Annotated in this window: 19 protein-coding genes; 8 read left to right on the forward strand and 11 right to left on the reverse strand. The window is 50.0% G+C overall.

Going from position 1 to position 20,728, the window contains the following annotated elements; all coding sequences use genetic code 11:
- Positions 1-137 precede the first annotated feature (137 nt).
- The 3 genes from EP25_RS0112200 (at position 138) to EP25_RS0112210 (ending at position 3,018) form a co-directional block, all read left to right on the forward strand.
- Positions 138-1,466: a cytochrome-c peroxidase gene (locus tag EP25_RS0112200; protein WP_051906624.1), complete on the forward strand. Its 1,329-nt coding sequence runs from the start codon at positions 138-140 to the stop codon at positions 1,464-1,466.
- 658 nt (positions 1,467-2,124) lie between these two features.
- Positions 2,125-2,754: a hypothetical protein gene (locus EP25_RS0112205; RefSeq protein ID WP_031434151.1), complete on the forward strand. Its 630-nt coding sequence runs from the start codon at positions 2,125-2,127 to the stop codon at positions 2,752-2,754.
- Positions 2,755-2,802: 48 nt separating this feature from the next.
- Positions 2,803-3,018: a DUF2905 domain-containing protein gene (locus EP25_RS0112210; protein ID WP_031434152.1), complete on the forward strand. Its 216-nt coding sequence runs from the start codon at positions 2,803-2,805 to the stop codon at positions 3,016-3,018.
- Here EP25_RS0112210 and EP25_RS0112215 read toward each other — a convergent pair.
- From EP25_RS0112215 to EP25_RS23265, 3 genes are all read right to left on the reverse strand, one after another.
- The gene (locus EP25_RS0112215; protein WP_084191028.1) at positions 2,959-3,390 is read right to left on the reverse strand and encodes a DUF2784 domain-containing protein; all 432 of its coding nucleotides are present in this window, start codon (positions 3,388-3,390) and stop codon (positions 2,959-2,961) included. The genes EP25_RS0112210 and EP25_RS0112215 overlap by 60 nt on opposite strands.
- A 17-nt stretch (positions 3,391-3,407) precedes the next feature.
- On the reverse strand, positions 3,408-4,778 hold the full coding sequence (ppnN, locus tag EP25_RS0112220) for a nucleotide 5'-monophosphate nucleosidase PpnN (protein ID WP_031434154.1): 1,371 nt from the start codon (positions 4,776-4,778) through the stop codon (positions 3,408-3,410).
- A gap of 63 nt (positions 4,779-4,841) precedes the next feature.
- Positions 4,842-5,078, reverse strand: coding sequence for a hypothetical protein (locus EP25_RS23265; protein ID WP_152555641.1), 237 nt, complete (start codon positions 5,076-5,078; stop codon positions 4,842-4,844).
- A gap of 192 nt (positions 5,079-5,270) precedes the next feature.
- Here EP25_RS23265 and EP25_RS0112230 point away from each other — a divergent pair, with 192 nt between their 5' ends.
- Complete coding sequence (locus EP25_RS0112230) at positions 5,271-5,840, forward strand: hypothetical protein (protein WP_031434155.1); 570 nt, start codon at positions 5,271-5,273, stop codon at positions 5,838-5,840.
- A gap of 37 nt (positions 5,841-5,877) precedes the next feature.
- On the opposite strand, the gene EP25_RS0112235 is transcribed toward EP25_RS0112230, so the two are convergent.
- The 5 genes from EP25_RS0112235 to EP25_RS0112255 form a co-directional block, all read right to left on the reverse strand.
- Positions 5,878-6,081 carry a hypothetical protein gene (locus tag EP25_RS0112235; RefSeq protein WP_031434156.1) on the reverse strand — a complete coding sequence of 68 codons (204 nt, stop codon included), beginning with the start codon at positions 6,079-6,081 and terminating at the stop codon, positions 5,878-5,880.
- Between the two features lie 14 nt (positions 6,082-6,095).
- Entirely contained in the window at positions 6,096-6,275 is a 180-nt protein-coding gene (locus tag EP25_RS0112240; RefSeq protein ID WP_031434157.1) for a heavy metal translocating P-type ATPase metal-binding domain-containing protein, read from the reverse strand.
- A 555-nt stretch (positions 6,276-6,830) separates the two neighbouring features.
- Complete coding sequence (locus EP25_RS0112245; RefSeq protein ID WP_031434158.1) at positions 6,831-7,466, reverse strand: hypothetical protein; 636 nt, start codon at positions 7,464-7,466, stop codon at positions 6,831-6,833.
- 633 nt (positions 7,467-8,099) lie between these two features.
- Positions 8,100-9,068 carry a zinc metalloprotease HtpX gene (locus EP25_RS0112250; protein ID WP_031434159.1) on the reverse strand — a complete coding sequence of 323 codons (969 nt, stop codon included), beginning with the start codon at positions 9,066-9,068 and terminating at the stop codon, positions 8,100-8,102.
- Positions 9,069-9,142: 74 nt separating this feature from the next.
- Positions 9,143-10,495, reverse strand: coding sequence for a DegQ family serine endoprotease (locus tag EP25_RS0112255; RefSeq protein ID WP_031434160.1), 1,353 nt, complete (start codon positions 10,493-10,495; stop codon positions 9,143-9,145).
- 531 nt (positions 10,496-11,026) lie between these two features.
- Here EP25_RS0112255 and EP25_RS0112260 point away from each other — a divergent pair.
- The 3 genes from EP25_RS0112260 to EP25_RS0112270 are packed head-to-tail and all read left to right on the forward strand — an operon-like array spanning position 11,027 to position 15,222.
- On the forward strand, positions 11,027-11,971 hold the full coding sequence (locus EP25_RS0112260; protein ID WP_031434161.1) for a DnaJ C-terminal domain-containing protein: 945 nt from the start codon (positions 11,027-11,029) through the stop codon (positions 11,969-11,971).
- A complete protein-coding gene (locus tag EP25_RS0112265) occupies positions 11,972-12,292 on the forward strand; it encodes a chaperone modulator CbpM (protein WP_031434162.1) in 321 nt (106 codons plus the stop codon).
- A gap of 38 nt (positions 12,293-12,330) precedes the next feature.
- A complete protein-coding gene (locus EP25_RS0112270; RefSeq protein ID WP_084191030.1) occupies positions 12,331-15,222 on the forward strand; it encodes a cation-transporting P-type ATPase in 2,892 nt (963 codons plus the stop codon).
- 147 nt (positions 15,223-15,369) lie between these two features.
- On the opposite strand, the gene EP25_RS0112275 is transcribed toward EP25_RS0112270, so the two are convergent.
- From EP25_RS0112275 to EP25_RS0112290, 3 genes are all read right to left on the reverse strand, one after another.
- Positions 15,370-17,604, reverse strand: coding sequence for a TonB-dependent receptor plug domain-containing protein (locus EP25_RS0112275; protein WP_036300532.1), 2,235 nt, complete (start codon positions 17,602-17,604; stop codon positions 15,370-15,372).
- A gap of 618 nt (positions 17,605-18,222) precedes the next feature.
- Positions 18,223-18,840 carry a class I SAM-dependent methyltransferase gene (locus EP25_RS0112285; protein ID WP_031434165.1) on the reverse strand — a complete coding sequence of 206 codons (618 nt, stop codon included), beginning with the start codon at positions 18,838-18,840 and terminating at the stop codon, positions 18,223-18,225.
- A 251-nt stretch (positions 18,841-19,091) separates the two neighbouring features.
- Positions 19,092-20,057 (reverse strand): Tim44 domain-containing protein, encoded by a 966-nt coding sequence (locus EP25_RS0112290; protein WP_031434166.1) that lies wholly within the window; start codon positions 20,055-20,057, stop codon positions 19,092-19,094.
- Between the two features lie 115 nt (positions 20,058-20,172).
- Here EP25_RS0112290 and EP25_RS21970 point away from each other — a divergent pair, with 115 nt between their 5' ends.
- Positions 20,173-20,583 carry a hypothetical protein gene (locus EP25_RS21970; protein WP_036300539.1) on the forward strand — a complete coding sequence of 137 codons (411 nt, stop codon included), beginning with the start codon at positions 20,173-20,175 and terminating at the stop codon, positions 20,581-20,583.
- Positions 20,584-20,728 lie beyond the last annotated feature (145 nt).

The raw sequence follows: 20,728 nt of genomic DNA on the forward strand, positions 1-20,728 counted from the left end.
CCAGGGCGAGGTTGATTAATGCGTATTTTGCCGAAGTTTGCAGGACAAAGGCAAAGACATTCTCGGTAATTTTATTTACAAATACGAATCGTTATCGTTTATAATTGATAACGATTTTCATTTTTGGAATTTTAGTCATGCCAGCAAGCAAAGTTAGATTCATCGTCGCCGGCTTCGCCTCAGCCCTTTTTCTACCGTGGCAGGCGAATGCCGAGTTGCAACTGACGGCCGAGGAAAAACTCGGCAAGCAACTTTTTAGCGATCAGGACTTGTCATTAAACAGGAATCAATCCTGTGCCACCTGCCATAGCTTGAAAAAAGTTAACTCGGGCAAGTTAGGAATCAATCTGCCTTCGCCCGGTTTTGTCGATCCGCAAAACGTATTAACGGGTTCGCCGGTATCCGCCGGTTCCGTGGCAGGCCAACACGGCGTCCTGAACGCGCCCAGCGTCGGCTATGCGGCATTCAGTCCTTTCTTCCATTGGGACGGAAATGAAGGTCTCTATATCGGCGGTCAATTTTGGAACGGCCGTGCGGCAACGCTGGCCGACCAAGCCAAGCAACCTTTTATGAATCCGCGGGAAATGGCCATGCCGAATGCCTGGGCCGTCGTCGGCCGGCTACAGGAAAAGCCGCGCTATGTACAAGCGTTCAGGAAAATTTACGGTTTGGATTTAGCACAGATTCCAACCTATTCCGTTAGAGACTCGGAGGCGATATTTTCCCACGGAAAGAGAAGGAACCGCCATGGCAACGAATTTCGACCGTTCGAATTAACGCCCCCCGGCGTCAACGAAATCTACAATAAAATCGCGCAAGCCATCGCCGCCTTCGAAAAAAGCCGTTTTTTCAATCGCTTCACATCCAAATTCGATTTTTACCTGATCGGTCAAACCACGTTGAACGAGCAGGAGACTAAAGGTTTGCAATTATTCGAAGGCAAAGCCCTGTGTTCGGCCTGCCATGTCAGCGAAACGACCATCGCTCCGGATGGCAGCGAGTTTCCGCCTTTATTCACCGATTTTACCTATGACAATATCGGCGTTCCGCGCAACGACAACATTTTCGGTAACCCGGAACCCGATTTGGGTTTGGGCGGACGGGAGGACATCGCCGAGCGCGATCCGGAAGGCAACGAGATCGGCAAGCACAAGGTCATGAGCCTGAGAAATATCGCCATCACGCCGCCTTATGCCCATAACGGCTTTTTCCCGACACTGGAATCCATCGTGCATTTTTACAATACTCGCGACGTAGCAAACGCCGGATGGCAGGAACCCGAGATCCCCCGGAACGTCAACGACGAGGAACTGGGCAATCTGGGGCTCAGCGCGGAGGAGGAAGCCGCCCTGGTGGCTTTTCTACAAACGCTGACCGACGGTTATCCAGAATGGGGCAACGATCCAAACGTCCCGGTCGGCACGCCATCGCCTTACGCTGCAACGCCGTTTCCGTCATTCCCTTGATTGAGTCCGGTAAGTTGGATTGAGGGACAGCGAAGCCCAACATATTCGAGAATACTTTGAATTTCTGGGTTTCAGTTCATTTGACCTTATATTGTAGCAATGCGGCAGTAGCGAAACAGGTGGAGAGCGAGGATGGTGGAAATGCGGATTTTGCAAGGTAGAAAATTGCTTTCGCATTTTCTACCTTCCTGCCTTGCTTGGCGGTCAGGGTAAAAATCCGCCTTGTCGCTCACATTTCTACCGCAAGCATCTGATAAGTTACTTGACCCTTCTACCTTATTTTGGCAAGAAAATACTGATACTCATCGGAAATCAAAATTCGGTGCCGGGCGACCTCCTCGCACAGCCGAGGTTTGAAGGGAGCAAGGCGTGCTATTCCAGAAAAAATTGAGCTGATTCACAGATTCATTTTCAAGGAATTGACTGATGCTATAGACCTCTTTATAAGTTTCTTACATAACAAACAATATTAATTGAAAAGTTACCCTTGTTGAACAATTGGACCCATTGTTGCGCGACCATATGCCGCATTTAAAACGCTTAACTTATTTACTAGAATCAATTACGCTTCTGATTTTCGAAGGCCTTGTGAAAACAGAGTGCGTATTCCTTACTCGTGCGGCCGCATGGCCGCTCTTTTACAGAGAGACAAACCGCCATGCACAGACATTATTATGCAGAAACACATAGACCACTCAGCCATCAGGAACTCGATAAACAAACAGCATTTCATGAAGCGGGACATGCCGCAGCCATCTACCTTCTAAACAAACAAAAACAATTGCCACCGGTTTACTTTGAAATTCAGATCAATAAACCCAATACCGCCAAGCAACATTTTTCAGCGAAAGTCATTGACGGCTTGTTGCTAAACGACTTACCTTCATCAATCTTAGAGGACTTATCCCATCCCGATCTGCACAGTTATCAATGCGCCTATGAAGCCGATGTCATCAATTTACTGGTTGGCCCATTGGCGGAAGCCAAATATGTGTCGATCAGGGATGACGAAATTTTCAAACTGAATCTGATCAATCCTAAAGCCTTGCACAATTATGGTGGTTACTCAGATGTCGAGAGAGCGTACGATCATCTTAAGGCTTTCATCTCCAATTCAACGCAACAAGAACAAAAAATGACAGAGCTGTTAAAGGAAGCCTATCGCTTTGTCGACAATCGTGAAAACTGGAAATGTATTTTGAATTTAGCTCAGTACATTTTGGATTGCGGTCAGACTAAGATAACTTGCGAAGATGTGAGCTCTGTATTCGACCGTTGCATCGCTTGATAAAGCCCTTTATGCTTTCTCTGGATACTAATTATCAGGGGAAGCGGCATGGATTTCGGAAAATTATTAATAATTGTTGGCAGTTCGATAGTTGCGGCTGGCCTCGCGGTAAAATTTGCACCCTGGTTGGTCAATTGGTTCGGAAAGCTGCCGGGCGATATCCATATCAAAAACGAACACAGTACGGTATTTATTCCGATTACGTCAATGATCGTGATCAGCCTGTTGCTGACGCTGTTGGTCAATCTTTTTTTTAGAAAATGAATGGCCATTTTTTCGCGAAAGCGATCGAATCACATGAGCGTAAATGAATACATTGATCACAATCACCGCGACTCCTAAAAAAATCTGAATATTTTCAGTCAAGGCGGGCGGATAAATAAGCGGTATCAGATAATGCTCGATGAATCCGCCGCTATATCCTGATTGGTCGGCAGCCTGCCTGAAATGATTTTCCCAATCCGTTAATGGGCAATACCAGCCTTTCAACTCAAGCAATGCGCCCCATAACACGGCCGGTAAATGCAGCAGGGCGACCCATCGGTATTTAAACAGTAACAAGCCGCCTAGCACGACAAAAACAATAAAGCCGAAGTGAATAATGGCAAGTATATCGGCTATTACTCTGTTAGCCATGCTCTGCCGATCATTGTTTACGTGACTATTTTGTAGCAAGGGACATAGGTTTTGCCCGGCAGTTTCATGCGTTGTTGCTCGACAAAGGCTTTTAATAACTCATCGACCGGCTCCATTATTTCGGCATCTCCGCTGATCTCGAAATGGCCGAATTTTTCCACCGCACGAATCCCCTCGTCTTTGACATTTCCGGCGACAATGCCGGAAAAAACGCGGCGCAAATCGGCCGCCAGCTGATGCCGGTGCTGATTTTTATGCAGTTTCAGATTGGCCATGTTTTCATGGGTCGGTAAGAAAGGTTGTTGGAAATCTTGGCTGATTTTCAACGACCAGTTGAAATAATAGGCATCCCCCTTATGTTTGCGAAACTCCCGCACCTGATGGATACCGGCTTTCATTTCCCTGGCGACCCGCGCCGGATCATCGACGATAATCTTGTAACGCTGCTGCGCTTCGAACCCCAACGTATTGCCGATAAATTGATTAATTTGTTTGAAATAGTCCTCAGCCGATTTTGGCCCGGTGAACACGAGTGGAAACGGAATTTCAGCGTTTTCCGGATGCAGCAAAATGCCCAGCAAGTAAAGAATTTCCTCCGCCGTTCCTGCCCCGCCGGGAAAGACGACGATGCCGTGCCCCGAACGTACGAAGGCTTCCAGGCGTTTTTCGATATCCGGCATGATCACGAGATCGTTAACGATCGGATTGGGGGATTCGGCCGCGATGATGCCGGGCTCGGAAATACCGACATAATGGCCGTTATTGATCCGTTGTTTGGCATGGCCGATAGTGGCGCCTTTCATCGGCCCTTTCATCGCACCGGGCCCGCAACCGGTACAAATATTGAGGCCGCGTAAACCAAGCTGATAACCGACCTCTTTAGTGTAATCGTACTCTTCGCGGGAAATGGAATGCCCGCCCCAGCAGACGACCATTTTAGGTTCGGTGCGGGGCTGGATGATGTTGGCATTTCGCAAGATATGGAATACCGCGTTGGTGACGCCTTCCGAACTGTGCAGGTCGAATTTTGGGTTATCGTTAATTTCGTCGCTGACATAGACGATGTCACGTAGCACCGCGAAAAGATGCTCCTTGATCCCTTTGATCATCTGGCCGTCGACGAAAGCACTGGCCGGAGCGCCGGTAACTTCAAGTTTGATACCGCGCTCCTCCTGAATGACTTTTATCGAAAAGGAACGGTAGCGTTCCAGCAGTTCCTTGCCATCATCCATGTAATTACCGCAATTGAGTACCGCCAGCGAACAATTGTGCAGCAATTGGTATAAACCGCCCTGACTGGTATCCAATAATTTGTTCACCTCGGCCTTCGATAAAATGGCCAGATGCCCTTCCGGCGAGAGTCTAGCGTCTACAGTGCTTTCTTTCATGCTAATAAAATCCAGTTTTCTGTTTATATTACTGCAACATTAACAGTCTATATTACACATTTTTCATGACAGACTGTTGAAGCCGCCATTGCTCCAGGCAATGACTGCCGATGCCGATAGCTTGCGAAATGAAAAAAATAAATGCATGCCGGGAAAATATACACCACATCCGGCCAGATATTGTGAAATTGTGTTAATTGCCCCATGCGGATGCGGCAAATAGCGCAAAACTTTTTTATGACAGTCAAATAATCGCAATTTAACCGCTGTTTTATTTGGGCAAATATAAATATCAATCACTTATTGTGCCAATTTTGGCGGCATATTGCCGCGCGGCAATATGCCACATTCCTGTTTATTTTTGCTGTCGTTAAACTTACGCCAACTCTTGTATGCGACCTTTTAGGGACTTGAGTTGTTAATCCTTCCTCTGATGCGGCCTGTTGGCCGCATTCTTTTTTGATTTCTTGTTGTAGCTTAAAGGAGTGGCACATGGCATTCGAATTTCTGGATTTGGAAAATAAGATGTATATCCCGACACAACAACTGCTCAATCAATTTCGAAAAGATTTAGTGGGTTTACCCGGGACGATTCGCGAGAATTTGATTCAACTTCATCATGAGGCTGCAGTGCTGGGTAGGGAATTTTATGCTGCGCCGCTGGATACATTGACGCGTTGGTATGATCAAGCGGTGATTTATGGTACGGAATTATATGCCGGTTTTTTCGAAAATATTATTCCGCAGGTCGAAGCAAATTATCAAGAAATAGCGAGCATGACGACCGATTGGGTCGGCAGAACTCGCGACAACATCAATTATATGGTGGAAAACCCGCAACAGATAACGACCGAAGCAATTCAAACGATGACCGAGAATTTGACCGCGGTCGGCAATCTGTCGAAGGAGATGGTGGAAGAGTTGCAAGACAAAACCGCCGAGATTATCGCACTCTTACTGGATCATCCTTGGCAAACATTGGAGTCTGGCGCAATGGATCTGTTAGCGAATCTACTCGATGGCTATTTCGAGCTGGTGTCCTCGTTGTTGGCAACTATGTAATGAATGGAAAGACTCCACTCACCAAGGATAGAGGGTGCTAATCATCGGCACAACAGGATTCCGCATCATTGACTTGTTGTCTTGCTTTATACAAATAGGCGCCGGCAATCACACCGAGGCCGAACAACAAAATAGGGTGTTTGGCGGCAGTATGCAGAATGCGGGTTCCGATTCCGGCGCTGGCGGCCATTTTGCCGGATTTAATAGCGTTATGTGCGGCATGGTTTGCATGTGACGACATTGTAATTTCCTATATTATTGTTTATCGGTTTTTTCTGCGTCGATTAACTGCTCGGAATACAGCAGCCTGTAGATATTCTTACAGCCCTCGCAACAAAAATACAATAATTGATTATCGCAGGTCTGTTCGGTAAATGCGTCCAGCTCGACAGGCAAACTGCATAAGGCGCAGGTTTTGGGAGCTTGATCTTTCATCGTTCTTCGTTTCATATACCGTTCTCACTCCAAAAATCGGTTCTAGCGATACCCTTATCATGCTTCACCCCGGCGGGCCAAAACTATTGAGGTGCCGAATTTTGAGTGCGATGACTATACAATGCCCCTTTTACTACTCATCTCTTCGTAAGAAAATCGCAATAAAATATAAAAAGCGGCCGAGAACGTACGGGCACTGTTATGTGATTAAGTAATAGCTTAAGCGCAAAGCTTAAACCATTCTAACCGTTACCGATAAAAAAACAAATCGACATTTATGTTGGAATTTTTACAGAGATTAGATATGAGCCGGTTAATCGTTAAATATCTCCATGTTTGACAAGTTCATTATACTGTTCGCACTTCAAATTTCGGTTCTTATGATGCCCTCATCCAGCCTTCTCCCAGAAAGCGAAGGTATTAAGGTGCCGAAATTTAAAGTGCGGTGACTATAGGGCATTGCATCATTCCAGGCAACATTGATGTCATGAGCAAGATTTCAGGCTATTTCAATCCCGCTTTGACTGAATTTTGTTACCGCGGTAGCGCCGTGGTTTAGGATATGCGGTTAAACAGGACCATGACATCTTCACAACTGATTTTTTCCTGATCGTTTTCAAGAATCAAGTCCGCCAGCGCCGAAATGGCGCGCCAATGCCTAGGATGGGCGGTAAACCGATATGCCAACCGCAATAGTTCTTGCATTTTTTTATCGCGTTGTGGTTTTGAAGCGATGAACAGATTCAAATAGCTATTAGCCTTATCGACATCGGAACCGCCACCATAATTATGCAGAGCCTTGAGGTCGATCAGATTAGTATTGAACACTTCGTCATCGCGTTCGGCGACATATTTTGCTTCGGCCAGCGGCCCGACCAGTAAATTCATGATATCGGCTTCGTAGGCGCATTGATAACTATGCTTATCGGCATGGGATAGATCGGACAGGCTGTCGACAATGGCGACAGGCATATTTTGAATAAGGTGTCCGTCGATGACTTTGGCAAAAAATTGGCCATTGTTATTTTCCGGCATTCTAATTTGAATTTCGAAAAACACAGGAGGAAGATCTTTTTGTCTATTGCCGAAGTAAATGGCCGCCGCATGGCCGGCTTCGTGGAAGGCTGTTCGTTTATGTAATTCTTTATGGTCGAGTAGAGCTGAATCGCTTAGCTGATAAATTCTTTCCATGGAGGCACCTCTCAACAAAAAAAGCGGCCCGAAGGGCCGCAATAGGAAGGATAGATAAACTCAAGTTCTCCGAGGAGGAGAGCGCATACAAGAGTTGGGTAAGAGTCTAGTAACAAGGCTTAGCTTTGAAAATGTGGCATAGTGTCGCGCGGCAATATGCCGCCGATTTTGGCAAACTAATTGCAATGTAGATACGTTTTGCTTAAGAAATGGAGATATCAAGCGGCTTAAAAAGCCTTTTTTCCGAAAAAAGTGTGTTATTTGCCCTAACTGAGTAAGTCAAATAACATGCTTTCAGCCGATGGATAGAAAAAGGCCGACAGAAGGGAGGGCAATGCCAAGAATAAGGCGTTTCTCAATTAAAAAATTGTTATTGCGGCAAGGCGAGTATTGCCGGTCGAATGTTCCCAATATTTCTGTTCGGAATTATCAACGGGCAAAAAAAATGCGGCGCTGCGGCCGCATGAATAAAGAAGGATATATAACTCCGTGCTCTAGGAGGTTGGAGCACGTTCGAGTTGGGCATAGTTTAGAATGCTATTTCCTTATTGAAAATGTGACATAGTGTCGCGCGACAAATTGTCGCTAAAAGCGAACATTTCCGGGAATGCGACTGAGCAATATTGCATCAGGTCAATGCCACAGGCCGTTGATATGCCACCTGGGACGGCGCATCACTTGTCGCAAATTCAGCAGCTTGGCAAGACTTTCACTATCGAGTAGTAAATGCAGCGGCAAAATATTTTCAGGAATCTTCAGTTCCATGATGCGCCGAACTCTTTCCTCGGTGGGCGGATGCGTCCTTAGTAAAGAAGGCTCGGGGACTTTACGGCCGGGGAAGAAAATCCTCTCCAGCCATCCCCCCTGGGCACGCTCGATTTTAACCAGAGCCCTCGCCAGCCCCTCGGGATATCCGGTCAGGCGCACGGCATTCAGATCGGCGTCGTATTCGCGGGTGCGAGACAGACCGAGTTGCGCCAAGGCGCATAAATGCGGGGATAAAATCAACAACAGTATGGCGAACCAGTTGATATTGGTTTCGGTGAGCAAAATGAGCGGTAAATTCAATAACAATAAAACCTGGCCAAACAGCGACATCAGGCTGGTCATGCGGCTAAACATATCGGCCAACCCCATAACCCCCATGTCGTTGTTGCGGATATGACTGATCTCATGCGCCAGCACGCCGATTAACTCTTCCGCGTCCAATGCGCGTAATAACGCGTCGCTTAAAGCGATACTGGCATCACTGGGGCGGCCGACCGAGAAGGCATTCAGCATGCTGCTGGGGATATAATAAAGCGAAGGAATTGCCTTTAATTCGGCCCGGTGGCTCAGTTCGCGAACCGCGGCATGGATCAGCGGCGCATGGTGAGCGGACAAGGGGTAGGCGCCATACAGACGCATGATCAATTGAGGCGCGAAACGGGGATTGATCAGCAACAATAAGGCGCCCGTTATGGCGAGTATCATAATGCCTTCCAACTCCCACAATAAGTATCCCAGTAACAGCATCAACCCGCCCATCACCGAGAGCAACAACAGCGTTTGCAGGCGGTTAGTCAATGCATGTTGGTTCCAGCTGTCGATATCGAGCGCCATCGGTGCCTACCTTCTTTCTTGGGTTGGAGAAGAAACGCCCCGCAACCAGGGCGTTTCGTTGTTTGGAGCAGACTTTAACGGATCACCAGATAGAAATACCTACCGTTACGGTTGATTTGCAATAACAGCTCATCCTTGGAGCGATTCAAGGCCTTGCCCAGGCTGTCCAGGTCGTAGACCCGCATACGGTTGGCTTCCATGATCACATCGCCGGGACGCAATCCACTATAGGCGGCGATCGAATTGGGCGCAACCGCAACGATGACGACCCCATCGCCTTTAGGATTGTTCTCCAGTTTCACGCCTTGCAGCATTTTGCTTTGACTGATCGTCGCCGTAGAAACTTTGGGTTTTTCAATCTTGACCGTGAATTCTCGTTCCTTGCCGTCACGAATCACATTCAAAGCCAGTGTTTCACCGATTTCCCGAACTGCGATGGAACTGCGCAATTGGCCGGTGGAGCGGGTGGCCTTGCCGTCGACGCTGACGATCACGTCGCCGGCTTTCAAACCGGCTTTTTCCGCCGCCGAATCGCCGATTACTCCGGTGACCAATACCCCTTGTTGACCATGTTTCAAATCAAAAGCCTTGCGCAATTCCGAGTTTATGTCCTGAATGGTGACTCCGATCATGCCTCGTCTGACTTCACCGTGTTCGACAATTTGTACCATGCTCGCTTTCACCATATCGATCGGAATGGCGAAACCAATGCCGATGTTGCCGCCGGAGGGAGCGATAATAGCGGTATTAATGCCAATTAGCTCACCATTAAGATTGACCAAGGCACCGCCCGAGTTACCGGGGTTGATCGAGGCATCGGTTTGAATGAAATTTTCATAGCCTTCGATACCAAGACCGGAACGGCCCAGGGCGCTGACGACACCGGTCGTCACCGTTTGCCCCAAACCAAACGGGTTGCCGATGGCGACGACGAAATCGCCGACTTCCAGGCGGTTGGAATCGCCCAGTTGTACTTCGGTCAGGTTCGAGCCCTTGATTTGCAATATCGCAATATCCAATTCTTTATCCTCGCCGATGACCTTGGCCTTGAAATCACGGCCATCGATCAGCGACACAAAGACCTCATCGGCATTGTTGACAACATGGAAGTTGGTAATCACCAAGCCTTTTTCCTTATCGACAATAACGCCGGAACCGGCGCTATGTTGCTGCCTTTTGGGTTGATAACGGGGCTGCTCGGGAATTTGAAAGAAATGACGGAAAAACGGATCGTTCAACAATGGATTGTAAACTTCACGGGTGGAAAAGGTGGAAATGTTGACGACCGCCGGATTAACACGCTTCAGCATCGGGGCGATCGACGGCACCGGCCGGCCTCCGCTATCGAAAGCCGGCAAGGCGGCCTGGGCCGAAATAGCGGCGCAAAAAAGAATGCTGAGTAAAACACTGCGAAAGTTTAATGTCATAACAACCTCTGCTAATCAATGAAGAAATCGGTATTGTTTTTTATTTCCCGCCTGTTGTCGTTACGTTTCCATGCAGGGGGAGTTTATTTTTGTATTAAAGAATCAGAGAGTTAATTGTTGTCCTCCTTAATAGCTTAACAAAAAACAGCAATCGGATAGCGGTAATTATATGATTGACAAAAAAATCTTATTTCCAAAGTCTCTCTACTTAAAAAACCTTTAGCGCACTATTTCAGTTAGTGCTGATATAAGATGATTGGTTCCTCCAGAGAATGATAGGGCGGCGATTACCGGAAATTGCAATCGATGCACGGCAAGCCATATTGATTTAAACTCATGATCGACCAGTTAATATACTTACCTGACTTCAAATTTCGGCACTTATCAACGGCGGTACAGGGGGTGTTCAGCAGAGGTTTCGACAGCAGGGATGCCGCCGCAAAGCCTCCACGGACGGATTTACGGTATCCTCTGACGGGCACACCTGTACCGAAATATCACTAATGACGAGAATAAATTAGGGTTTCCATAATGGAATTTAAAGACTATTACAAAATCATGGGGGTTAGCCGTGATGCCAGCAAGGATGAAATCAAACGGGCCTATCGCAAACTGGCGCGCAAATATCATCCCGATGTCAGCAAAGAGCCGGACGCCGAAGCACGCTTTAAGGAGGTTGGCGAAGCCTACGAGGTGTTGAAGGACCCGGAAAAACGCGCCGCCTATGATCGCCTTGGCGCCAACTGGAAGGCCGGCCAAGAGTTTCGGCCGCCGCCTGATTGGAATAAGGGGTTCGAGTTTCATAGCGGTGGTTTTACCGGCGCCGATACCCGCGGTTTCAGCGACTTTTTCGAATCCTTGTTCGGCGGCGGGATTTTTGGGCGAGAATTTGAGCAGCGGACATTCCATGCCCGTGGCCAGGACACCTTCGCCAAAATTTCGATCGACCTGGACGACGCCTATCATGGGGCCACCCGCAATATCAACCTGCGTAATACCGTATTGGATAGCCAAGGCCGCCCGCAAGTCAAAAGCCGAACATTGAATGTGCATATTCCCAAGGGCATTCACCAGGGGCAACATATTCGTTTGGCTGGCCAAGGAGGTGCCGGTAGCGGCCAAGGCAAGCCCGGTGATTTGTATTTACAGGTCGAATTCAACCCGCATCGATTTTATCGAGTCGACGGCAAGGATATCCTGTGCGACTTGCCGTTGGCGCCGTGGGAGCTGGCTTTGGGCGCGACGGTCAAGGCGCCGACACCGGGCGGAACGGTGGATTTGAAGATTCCGCCAGGCTCCTTGTCAGGCAAGAAACTGCGCCTGAAGGGACGCGGTATTCCGGGAAAACCGCCGGGAGATCTGTATTTCATCCTCCAGGTATCTTTGCCGCCGGCCAACAATGAGCAAGCGCGGGCGCTCTATCGCGAGATGCAGGAAAAATTAAGATTCAATCCACGCGCAGGCATGGGGGTTTAAATGACCGATAAAACATATATTCTGGAAGGCGTCGTGCTGGAGGAAGAAACCGAATTCACCCTCGGTGATTTGAGCCGGGCTTGTTCCGTCCATGCCGAATGGATCATTGCCCTGGTCGACGAAGGCATCTTGGAACCTAAGGGCAAGGATGTTACCGAGTGGCGATTCAGTGGCGATAACCTGAAACGGGTACTGGCCGTGCAGCGTTTGCAACGGGATTTGGGAATCAACTTGGCCGGCACGGCGCTGGCACTGGAACTATTGGAAGAGATAGAAAACCTGCGCGGACGCTTGGCGGCCTTGGAAAGTCGACACAACTGAGTCACGATTAATTTTACAACCGGCTAACAACACGAGACATGAACTTGAAATCCGGCTTTCTCGCCGCTTACCGCTTTTGTTCACAGCCCCAGGTTTGGCCATGGCTGCTATTGTCGACGTCGATCTTGCTGGGGATCGTCTCCGCCCTGCTCACCTGGCACTGGCTACAGAGGCGCCAGGGCCGCCGGCCGAATCGGCGCCAACCGCCAAAAAAAACCCCGTGGCATAGCATGGCTGCCGAGCAGGTTCTGTCCGAATTAGGTTCTTCTTTGCAAGGCCTGTCGGCAGCGGAGGCTGGTGAACGGCAGCGGCAATACGGCCTCAACCGCTTACCGGAAATCAAGCCGCGTAGCGCCTGGTTGCGTTTCATCGGCCAGTTTCACAACCTGCTGATCTATGTTTTGTTGGTGACCGCGGCCATCACCTTGTCATTGGACCATACTTTGGACAGCGCGGTAATCGTCGGTGTCGTGTTGATTAACGGCCTGATCGGTTTTATCCAGGAAGGCAAGGCCGAGAATGCCTTGCGGGCAATCCGCAACATGCTGTCGCCGCAGGCGGCGGTGATCCGTGATGGCACGCAGAACACCATCGCTGCCGAACGCTTGGTCCCCGGCGATATCGTCACATTGCAGTCCGGCGATAAAGTCCCGGCCGATCTGCGCCTGTTGAAATGCCGTAACTTCCGCGTCCAGGAAGCGGTGTTGACCGGCGAATCGCTGCCGGCGGAAAAACAGGCGGGCGCCGTCGAACAGCAGGCGGAGCTCGGCGATCGGCTGAGCATGGCTTATTCCGGCACGTTGGTGGCCAGCGGCCAGGCCACCGGCGTCGTGGTGGCGACCGGCGTGGCCACGGAAATCGGCTTGATCAGCACGCTGGTCGCCAAGGTCGAATCACTCACCACGCCCTTGTTGAAGCAACTGGCGCATTTCGGCCGATGGCTTACAGGGGCCATCGTGTTACTGGCTGCTGCCACTTTTGCATTTGGCTATTTTTATCGCGGATATCCGCCGACCGATATGTTCATGGCGGCGGTGGGACTCGCGGTCGCGGCCATTCCGGAAGGACTGCCGGCTATCATGACGATTACGCTGGCGATCGGAGTGCAGCGCATGGCCAGGCGCCATGCCATCATCCGCCGCTTGCCGGCGGTCGAAACCCTGGGTTCGGTGACGGTGATTTGTTCCGATAAAACCGGTACGCTGACCTGCAACGAAATGACGGTCGGTTCGGTGCTCACCGCCGAGCAGCTGTTTGCGGTGACCGGTGTCGGCTACAACCCGCACGGCGGTTTTCAATTGCAGCGACAGGATATCGATGCCGAGCAATATCCAGTGCTGCGGGAGCTGGCGCGGGCCGCCTTGCTGTGTAACGACGCCGCGCTCGGGGAAGCAAACGGTACCTGGGTCTTGCACGGCGACCCCACCGAAGGCGCGTTGTTGACGCTGGCATTGAAATCGGGCCTGGAAATCAGCCTGGAGCAGGAAAAATGGCCGCGCACCGATGTGATCCCATTCGAATCGGAACACCGGTTCATGGCGACCCTGCACCACGACCATGCCGGACACGGTTTTACCTATATCAAGGGTGCGCCGGAACGGGTGTTGGAGATGTGTACGAAACAGCGCCGCAATGGCGAAGACACCTTGCTCGACCGCCATCATTGGCAGCAACGGATGCAAGCCATGGCGAAACGCGGGCAACGATTGTTGGCGATCGCGATGAAGGCCGACAGCGACCAAATGCGCAATCTCAACTTCGCCGACCTGGAAACCGGCTTGACCCTGCTCGGTGTCGTCGGCATGATCGATCCGCCGCGCGAAGAAGCGGTCGCCGCCGTGCAGCAATGTCTGGCGGCCGGCATCGAGGTCAAGATGATCACCGGCGACCATGCCGATACCGCAGAAGCGATCAGCGCGCAACTGGGCCTGGACACCGACGGCGGCGTGTTAAGCGGGCATCAAATCGAGGCGTTATCCGATTCCGAGTTGCAACGCGCGGTGGTCGACATCAATGTCTTCGCCCGTTCCAGCCCGGAACACAAATTACGCCTGGTCACAGCCTTGCAGGCCAACGGCGAAATCGTCGCGATGACCGGCGACGGGGTAAACGACGCGCCGGCGTTAAAGCGGGCCGATGTCGGCACCGCGATGGGCAAGAAAGGCACCGAAGTGGCCAAGGAAGCGGCGGAGATGGTGTTGACTGACGATAATTTCGCCTCGTTGGCGCAGGCCGTGGTCGAAGGCAGGACCGTTTACGACAACCTGAAAAAATCGATCCTGTTCATCCTGCCGACCAGTTTGGGCGAGGCCTTCGTCATCATCGCCGCGGTCATGATCGGGGAAAAACTGCCGATCACGCCGGTACAAATCCTATGGGTCAACATGATCACGACCGTCACGCTGGCGTTAACCCTGGGTTTCGAGCCCAGCGAAACCGGTATCATGCGGCGGCCGCCGCGCAGTCCCACGGAACCGCTGCTGACTAAACTGCTGGTTTGGCGCATCGTCTTTGTCTCGGTGATCATGGTGTGCGGCACCTTCGGCTTGTTTCTATGGGAAGAGCGGCACGGCGAGACGATCGAACACGCGCGTACCGTCGCGATCAATACCTTGGTGATGTTCGAGATTTTCTATTTGTTCAATTCGCGCAAAATCGAGAATTCCATCCTCAACATTGAAGGCATGACCGGCAATCGTTTCGTGCTGCTGGCGGTCGTGGTGTTGATCTTGTTCCAACTGGCCTTTACCTATCTGTCACCAATGCAACATTTGTTCGGCACCATCGCGATCAGCGCGCGTGAATGGCAGTGGATAGTCGCGGTTGCCTTTTCGGTATTGCCGCTGGTGGAGATCGAGAAAATGTTGATCAGGTTTGTGAAAGCGAACCATGCCGGCAACATTCAGCGGCGTAATGGTGGCGCTAAGTAGGGAAATTGTCTCGGATTCCGCTTTGCTGCATCCGGGCTACGCGTTGAGCGTTTCCCCTGTGAACCAGTCGAATGGAATCCTTCCCTGGATTTTTCGGCGTCCAGCCTAGGAAATGCGATTTCCTAAGCCGAATATCCTCGCATTCCTTTAATAATCGATACTGAGGCCGACATAGACCGAGCGACCCATGCCGGCAATGTTCCTACCCCAAGGCACCATGTTGTTCCCGGTTGGGTTCATACCGTATTGGTCGCCGAGGTAGGCGCCCGCCAATGGATGATAATATTGCTTGTCCAATACATTATCCAGGCCGACATCCAGGCGGACTTTATTCCAGGTATAGCTGGTGCGGGCATTCAACAGGATATAGGACGATGTTTCGATTTCGTTACGGATCTGCTGTACGTCGTCCTGGGCATCGACAAATTGCATTTCCAGCGCGCTTTTCCAGCTTTGCAACTCATGATGCAAGGTCAGGTTCATGTTGAACGGCATCATGTGATAGAGATTGCCGCCATCCATGCGCTCGCCGCGCACATAGCTCATGACAGTGCTGGCGGAGAACTGGCCTAACGATTTGTCGCTGTAAAGCTTCGCGCTGCCGGAGGCGTCGATCCCCCATAAGCGGGCGTCATGGTTTTGGTATTGCAAGTAAACAAAAGTGTTATTACTGGTCAGGTTGTTTGCAAAACTCGTCGTACATGTCGTGCCCGCGGCTCCACAACGATCCACATCGATGAAGTCGTTGACATAGGTGAAATAAGGCGTGGCCTTGAATTCCCAGGCGTTTTCTTTCGGATCACGGAAATGGGCGGTTAAACTGACGGTATGCGCGGTTTCTGGGTCGAGATCCAGATTGCCGACATAGCCGTTGCCGTCGCCGAACGAACCGTTCATGCCCATCGCCATCGGGTTGGTGCTCCATGGATACAGTTCATAGATGCCTGGTGCCCTGTTTTTTCGCGCATAACCAAACTCGAACTGAGCCATGTCGTTTGGCGCATATTGAATCAAAGCCGTCACATCGAAAGTGTCGAAATTGCGTTCATGATCGCGCGCATTGAAGGCGTCGGCATCATTTTGATACATCATTGCCATAGTATTGTATCCTTGCACATCCCCAGCATTGACATTCGTGTGATCATAACGCAATCCCAAAAGCGTACTGATCTCAGAAGTCCAATTGCCTTCCCATTCGCCAAAGAAACCGACCCTGTCGCGTTCGCCATTGTTGACGTTGATAAAGGTGTTAGGAGTCATCATGGGTGTAGGCGTTGGAGAAGCCGGCCAATAATCTCTAATCCGGTTACTGTGGAATTCATTACCGAAGCGAAACAAATGTTCATCGTTACTGAACGGGATTTCCGCCATCAACTTATAGCCCAAGTTTCGGCCTCGGGTTTCCATCGGCATTTTGATGATTCTGCCATTGGGAGCGGGCTGCTTATCGCTCTCGATATCCATGCTGTGCTCGGTCGTTTCGTAATAGAAATTCGCTTCCGTTTTACCCCAGTCGAAGGTGCCTTTATGCAGGATGTTGCCGAAAGTGCTTTCGTTTTGCGTCAAATCCATGCGCTGGTTGGGAAAACCCTGATACGGAATGCGCTGTTGTCCGCCCCTGATAACGACCAGTTGCCGGTCCCACTGAAAAGACAAGGCCGCCGCATGATTTTGATTTTGATAAGCCGTCGACTTGACCAAATCGCCGTTGGCATCGTTGTAATTCATGCTTTCGGTGTGCGAAGCGGTGTAATCGAAACGTACATTCTCATTAGCAATGCCCGCAGCGATGCTGCCGCCGAACGCGTCGCCATTGCTACGATAGAACGCCGACAGATTGCCGTCCAGCAAAATGTCTTCTCCCGGCGCGGCGAAAACGGGATCGGCGGAGTCGACGACGATGCTGCCGCCGATGCTGTCGCCGCCCATGCTCACCGGGGTAATGCCGGCCATCACGGTAATCCTGCCGACATTACTGCGATCGATATAAGACAAAGGAGGATTCATATGGTTGGCGCAAGCGGAGGTGATGTCCATGCCGTTGACATGAACCTTCACGCGGTCGTCGGCCAAACCATGAATGGCGGGAATGCTGGACACGCCGCCCGCACCGTATAAACTCACGCCGGGGATTTTTTCCAATAATTTTGCCGTATCGCTGACGGATGAACGCATTCTGGCAATCTCGGCGGCATCCATATCGAGCGTGTTGATCGACTTCATGAACTCGCTTTCCTTGGAAATCACCATCTTTTCCAGCGTCAAAACATCCTTGTCTTGATCACTTGCATTGTCGACGTTTTCTGCGGCCGCCGTAGAAGCAGCTAGACAAAGCGGCAATGTTGTGATCAATCGACAATAGCGATTACCCCTTTTTTCCATAGAGTAACTCTGTGGTGCGAAAACACCGGTAAAAATTAGCTTCATATATTCCCCTCAAAAAAACATTAAAATGCTTAGATGCTTATCCAAGTCGATTAAAGTCGCAGGAACTGTTCCAAAATAAAATTTGTTATATAGCAACAAAAGCTTGCGAGATTGCAACATTGGTTAAATTAATTAAACTATGTTATTTACCATAGTAAAGTGTGTCGTTTGCCTCATTTTTTGTTGCTTTTTCATACTGAGTCATGCTTCTTGTGTAGGAAAAATCCTACAATCAATTTTTTCGCAACAACGGCAATTGGACTCTCTTACGCATAGATTTATTTTTGTCGATTTACCTATTACTTACTATCAATGGTGGAATTTATGACGCCATAGATGAGAAAAATTTTTTCGGAAAGCACCTTCCACCCGAGCGTGCATGGAAGAATAAATGAATTGAACCAGTTTGAACGGAAAAACGGCTGGTTAGGGTGACCGCTGCTGTAGTTGATTTATTACAGAAGCTTCAGGCGATAACTTGCAAGCTGTAACCAACAAAAGTCATCGGATTAGACTAGCGAGAAAGTTGGACAGCGATTGCAAGGCAGGAAGCTTAAGGGACTTTCTGTTAATTTATTTCACCGCCCGGATCAGCTTGATCATGTCGCTGCTGCCTGGAAGCTGCTGCACTTTTTGGAATGGGCAGGCTTGTACGTTTTTCACCGTTTGCCGGGTGATGTCAGCGCCGAACAGCGATTGCACCAGCGGTTTCATCAATTTCATCAGTGCCGCCATGATTTTGTTCGAACTCAAGACATGTTCTAAGAGCAACACCTGGCCGCCCGGTTTGCAGACCCGGTAGAGCTCCTGCAGTCCTTTTTTCGGTTTGGGGACGGAACAAAAAACAAAGGTGGCGATGACGGTGTCGAAACTGTTGTCGGCATAACACAAGGATTCAACGTCCATTTGTTCAAGATCGACCTCGATGCTGCGACGATCACGTTTTTTTCTGGCCTGTTCCAGCATTTTTGGGCTGAAATCGATCGCGGTGATACGGACGTTTTCGGGATACAGGGGGAAATTCTTCCCGGTGCCCACGCCGACTTCGAGAATATCGGGGCCCCGCGCCTGAGACCACAGATTTTTTCGCCAGCGGCTAAAAAATAGGCCTTCCAAAACCCCTTCCAAGCCATCGAAAAAAGGAGCAATGCGGTCGTAGCGTCGTCGGGTTTTCTCGCTGTCGGTCGCCATGAGAATCTGTCCGGAAAATGAAAAGGTAAAATATTATACCCTTCGCACTTCAAATTTCGGCATTTATCCAAGGCGGTACAGGGGAGTTTAGCAGAGGTTTCGACAGCAAGGATGCTGTCGTAAAGCCTCCACGGATGGATTTACGGCGTCCTCTGATAGACACCCCTGTGCCGAAATTTCACAAACGTTGAGTATAATCGCTCGGCCGGATAGCGTTTTACGCCATCCGACCGAGCTTTCTGACTGGCAGTTTAATCTTCCAATTGTTGGATACCGTCCAAATACCATTTAGGCTGGAGACTATCCCTGGGCTTGACAAAATGCCAAACTTCGCGCACTTGTTCCGCCTGGGCGTCAGGGTTTTCGCGCATGATCGAATCGAACAACACCACGGCCTCCAGTTCCGGGCCAACCTCGCGAATATCCAATAAGTCCGCTTGCAGTTTCAATACATCGGTTTGATTATCTTCGCTGGATGCGCGTAATTGCTCCTGAATTTCGGCGAATACCTTGTCGGTGGTCAACCCTCGGATTTCGGCAAGATCGCGGTTGTCCCAGGCCTTTTGCAACATTCGAAAAGCATTTTCGGCGCCTTTGAGAAATTCCTTCTCATCGAAACCGACCGGAACGGAGGTTTGATTAAAGTCGGCGTCCTGCTGCGATTTAGGTTGCGATGGCGAAGCGTTTTTTTGGCCCTTGCCGAACAGCAGGTCGGTATCGAATCCGGCGTGATTTTGACCGCCGAATGATTGTTCGCTATCACGGTAATGCATCGGCTCTTGATAATCATTGTTTTGCTCGCGGCCGTAAGCGGGGGCTGGTCTGTTTTGGCCGGCCTTGGCGGCGAACAAACGGTACAGCAAATAGGCGATGCCGGCAAAGACCAAAATATCCATGAAATTGAAGCCTTCAAAGGCGCCACCGAAAAACAGCGAACCCAGCAGACCGCCCAGGGCGAGGGCGCCGAGCATGCCCATCAGGCCCCCGCGTTGCGACATTCTCTGTCTGGCTGCCTGATTTTTCTGGTAAGCCTGCTGTTGACTGGCGGAACGGCTAGGCTGGCTGGACGTAGACCGGCGGTAAGGGGAACTGTAAATGGATTTGCTGCCGAATGATCTACCTCCACCGAGTCTCTTTGCTTCCGCGTCCGAGATGCCGCCGATTGATAACGTCAAGGCAATCATCAAAGTGGCTACAAGACTGAAAATTTTGTTCATAACACTCTGTCGTTTTATAGGAAAAAGTTGAATAAATCAGATATCTCTTATATTCTTGCGTGAATATTTTTTTCGCGTAGGATATTTAAATACACTTCGCTTAGCAATTTTAACCATGATTCCGGCATTGCAAAAAATAACGATATTGCTATTGGTGTTGCTGCAACTCGCCGCTCCACTGGTACATGCCCATTCCGGTAGGGATACAACCGGTTTGGGAGTGCATGTCCCAGGACTGGAATCATGGTCGGTTGGAGCGACGCAGAGCTCTTTTAGTTCCTGCGATAAACCCTACCATACTGACAATTACATAGTCTCCGTCAGTTCCGCCATTAAGCAGAAGCCGACGGTCTCGATAGAACCTTCTTATATTGGGGCGCTGCCGCACCCGCTATTAGCCTATACGGTCGCACAGGATGCGACGTTGCTGAATTTTTCCCCCCATATCGATCTAATTCTTCCTTCCCCCCCGCGCCATTCGCACGCTACCCGCGCGCCGCCTTTTTCCTACTATATTTTTATCTAGCAAAATCCGACTTTCTTCCCGCATGAGTAGCATTGGCGTTCCTTGCGTTCGCCCCTGCTGATTCTTCGCATTGACCTCCAAGGCTATCGGGAGGAAATGTTGGCAATAAATCTTCTTGTGCTGCTGTACCGTTAAGCATCGCTTC

Source organism: Methylomarinum vadi (genome assembly GCF_000733935.1).
In the GTDB taxonomy this organism is placed as follows: Bacteria; Pseudomonadota; Gammaproteobacteria; order Methylococcales; family Methylomonadaceae; genus Methylomarinum; species Methylomarinum vadi.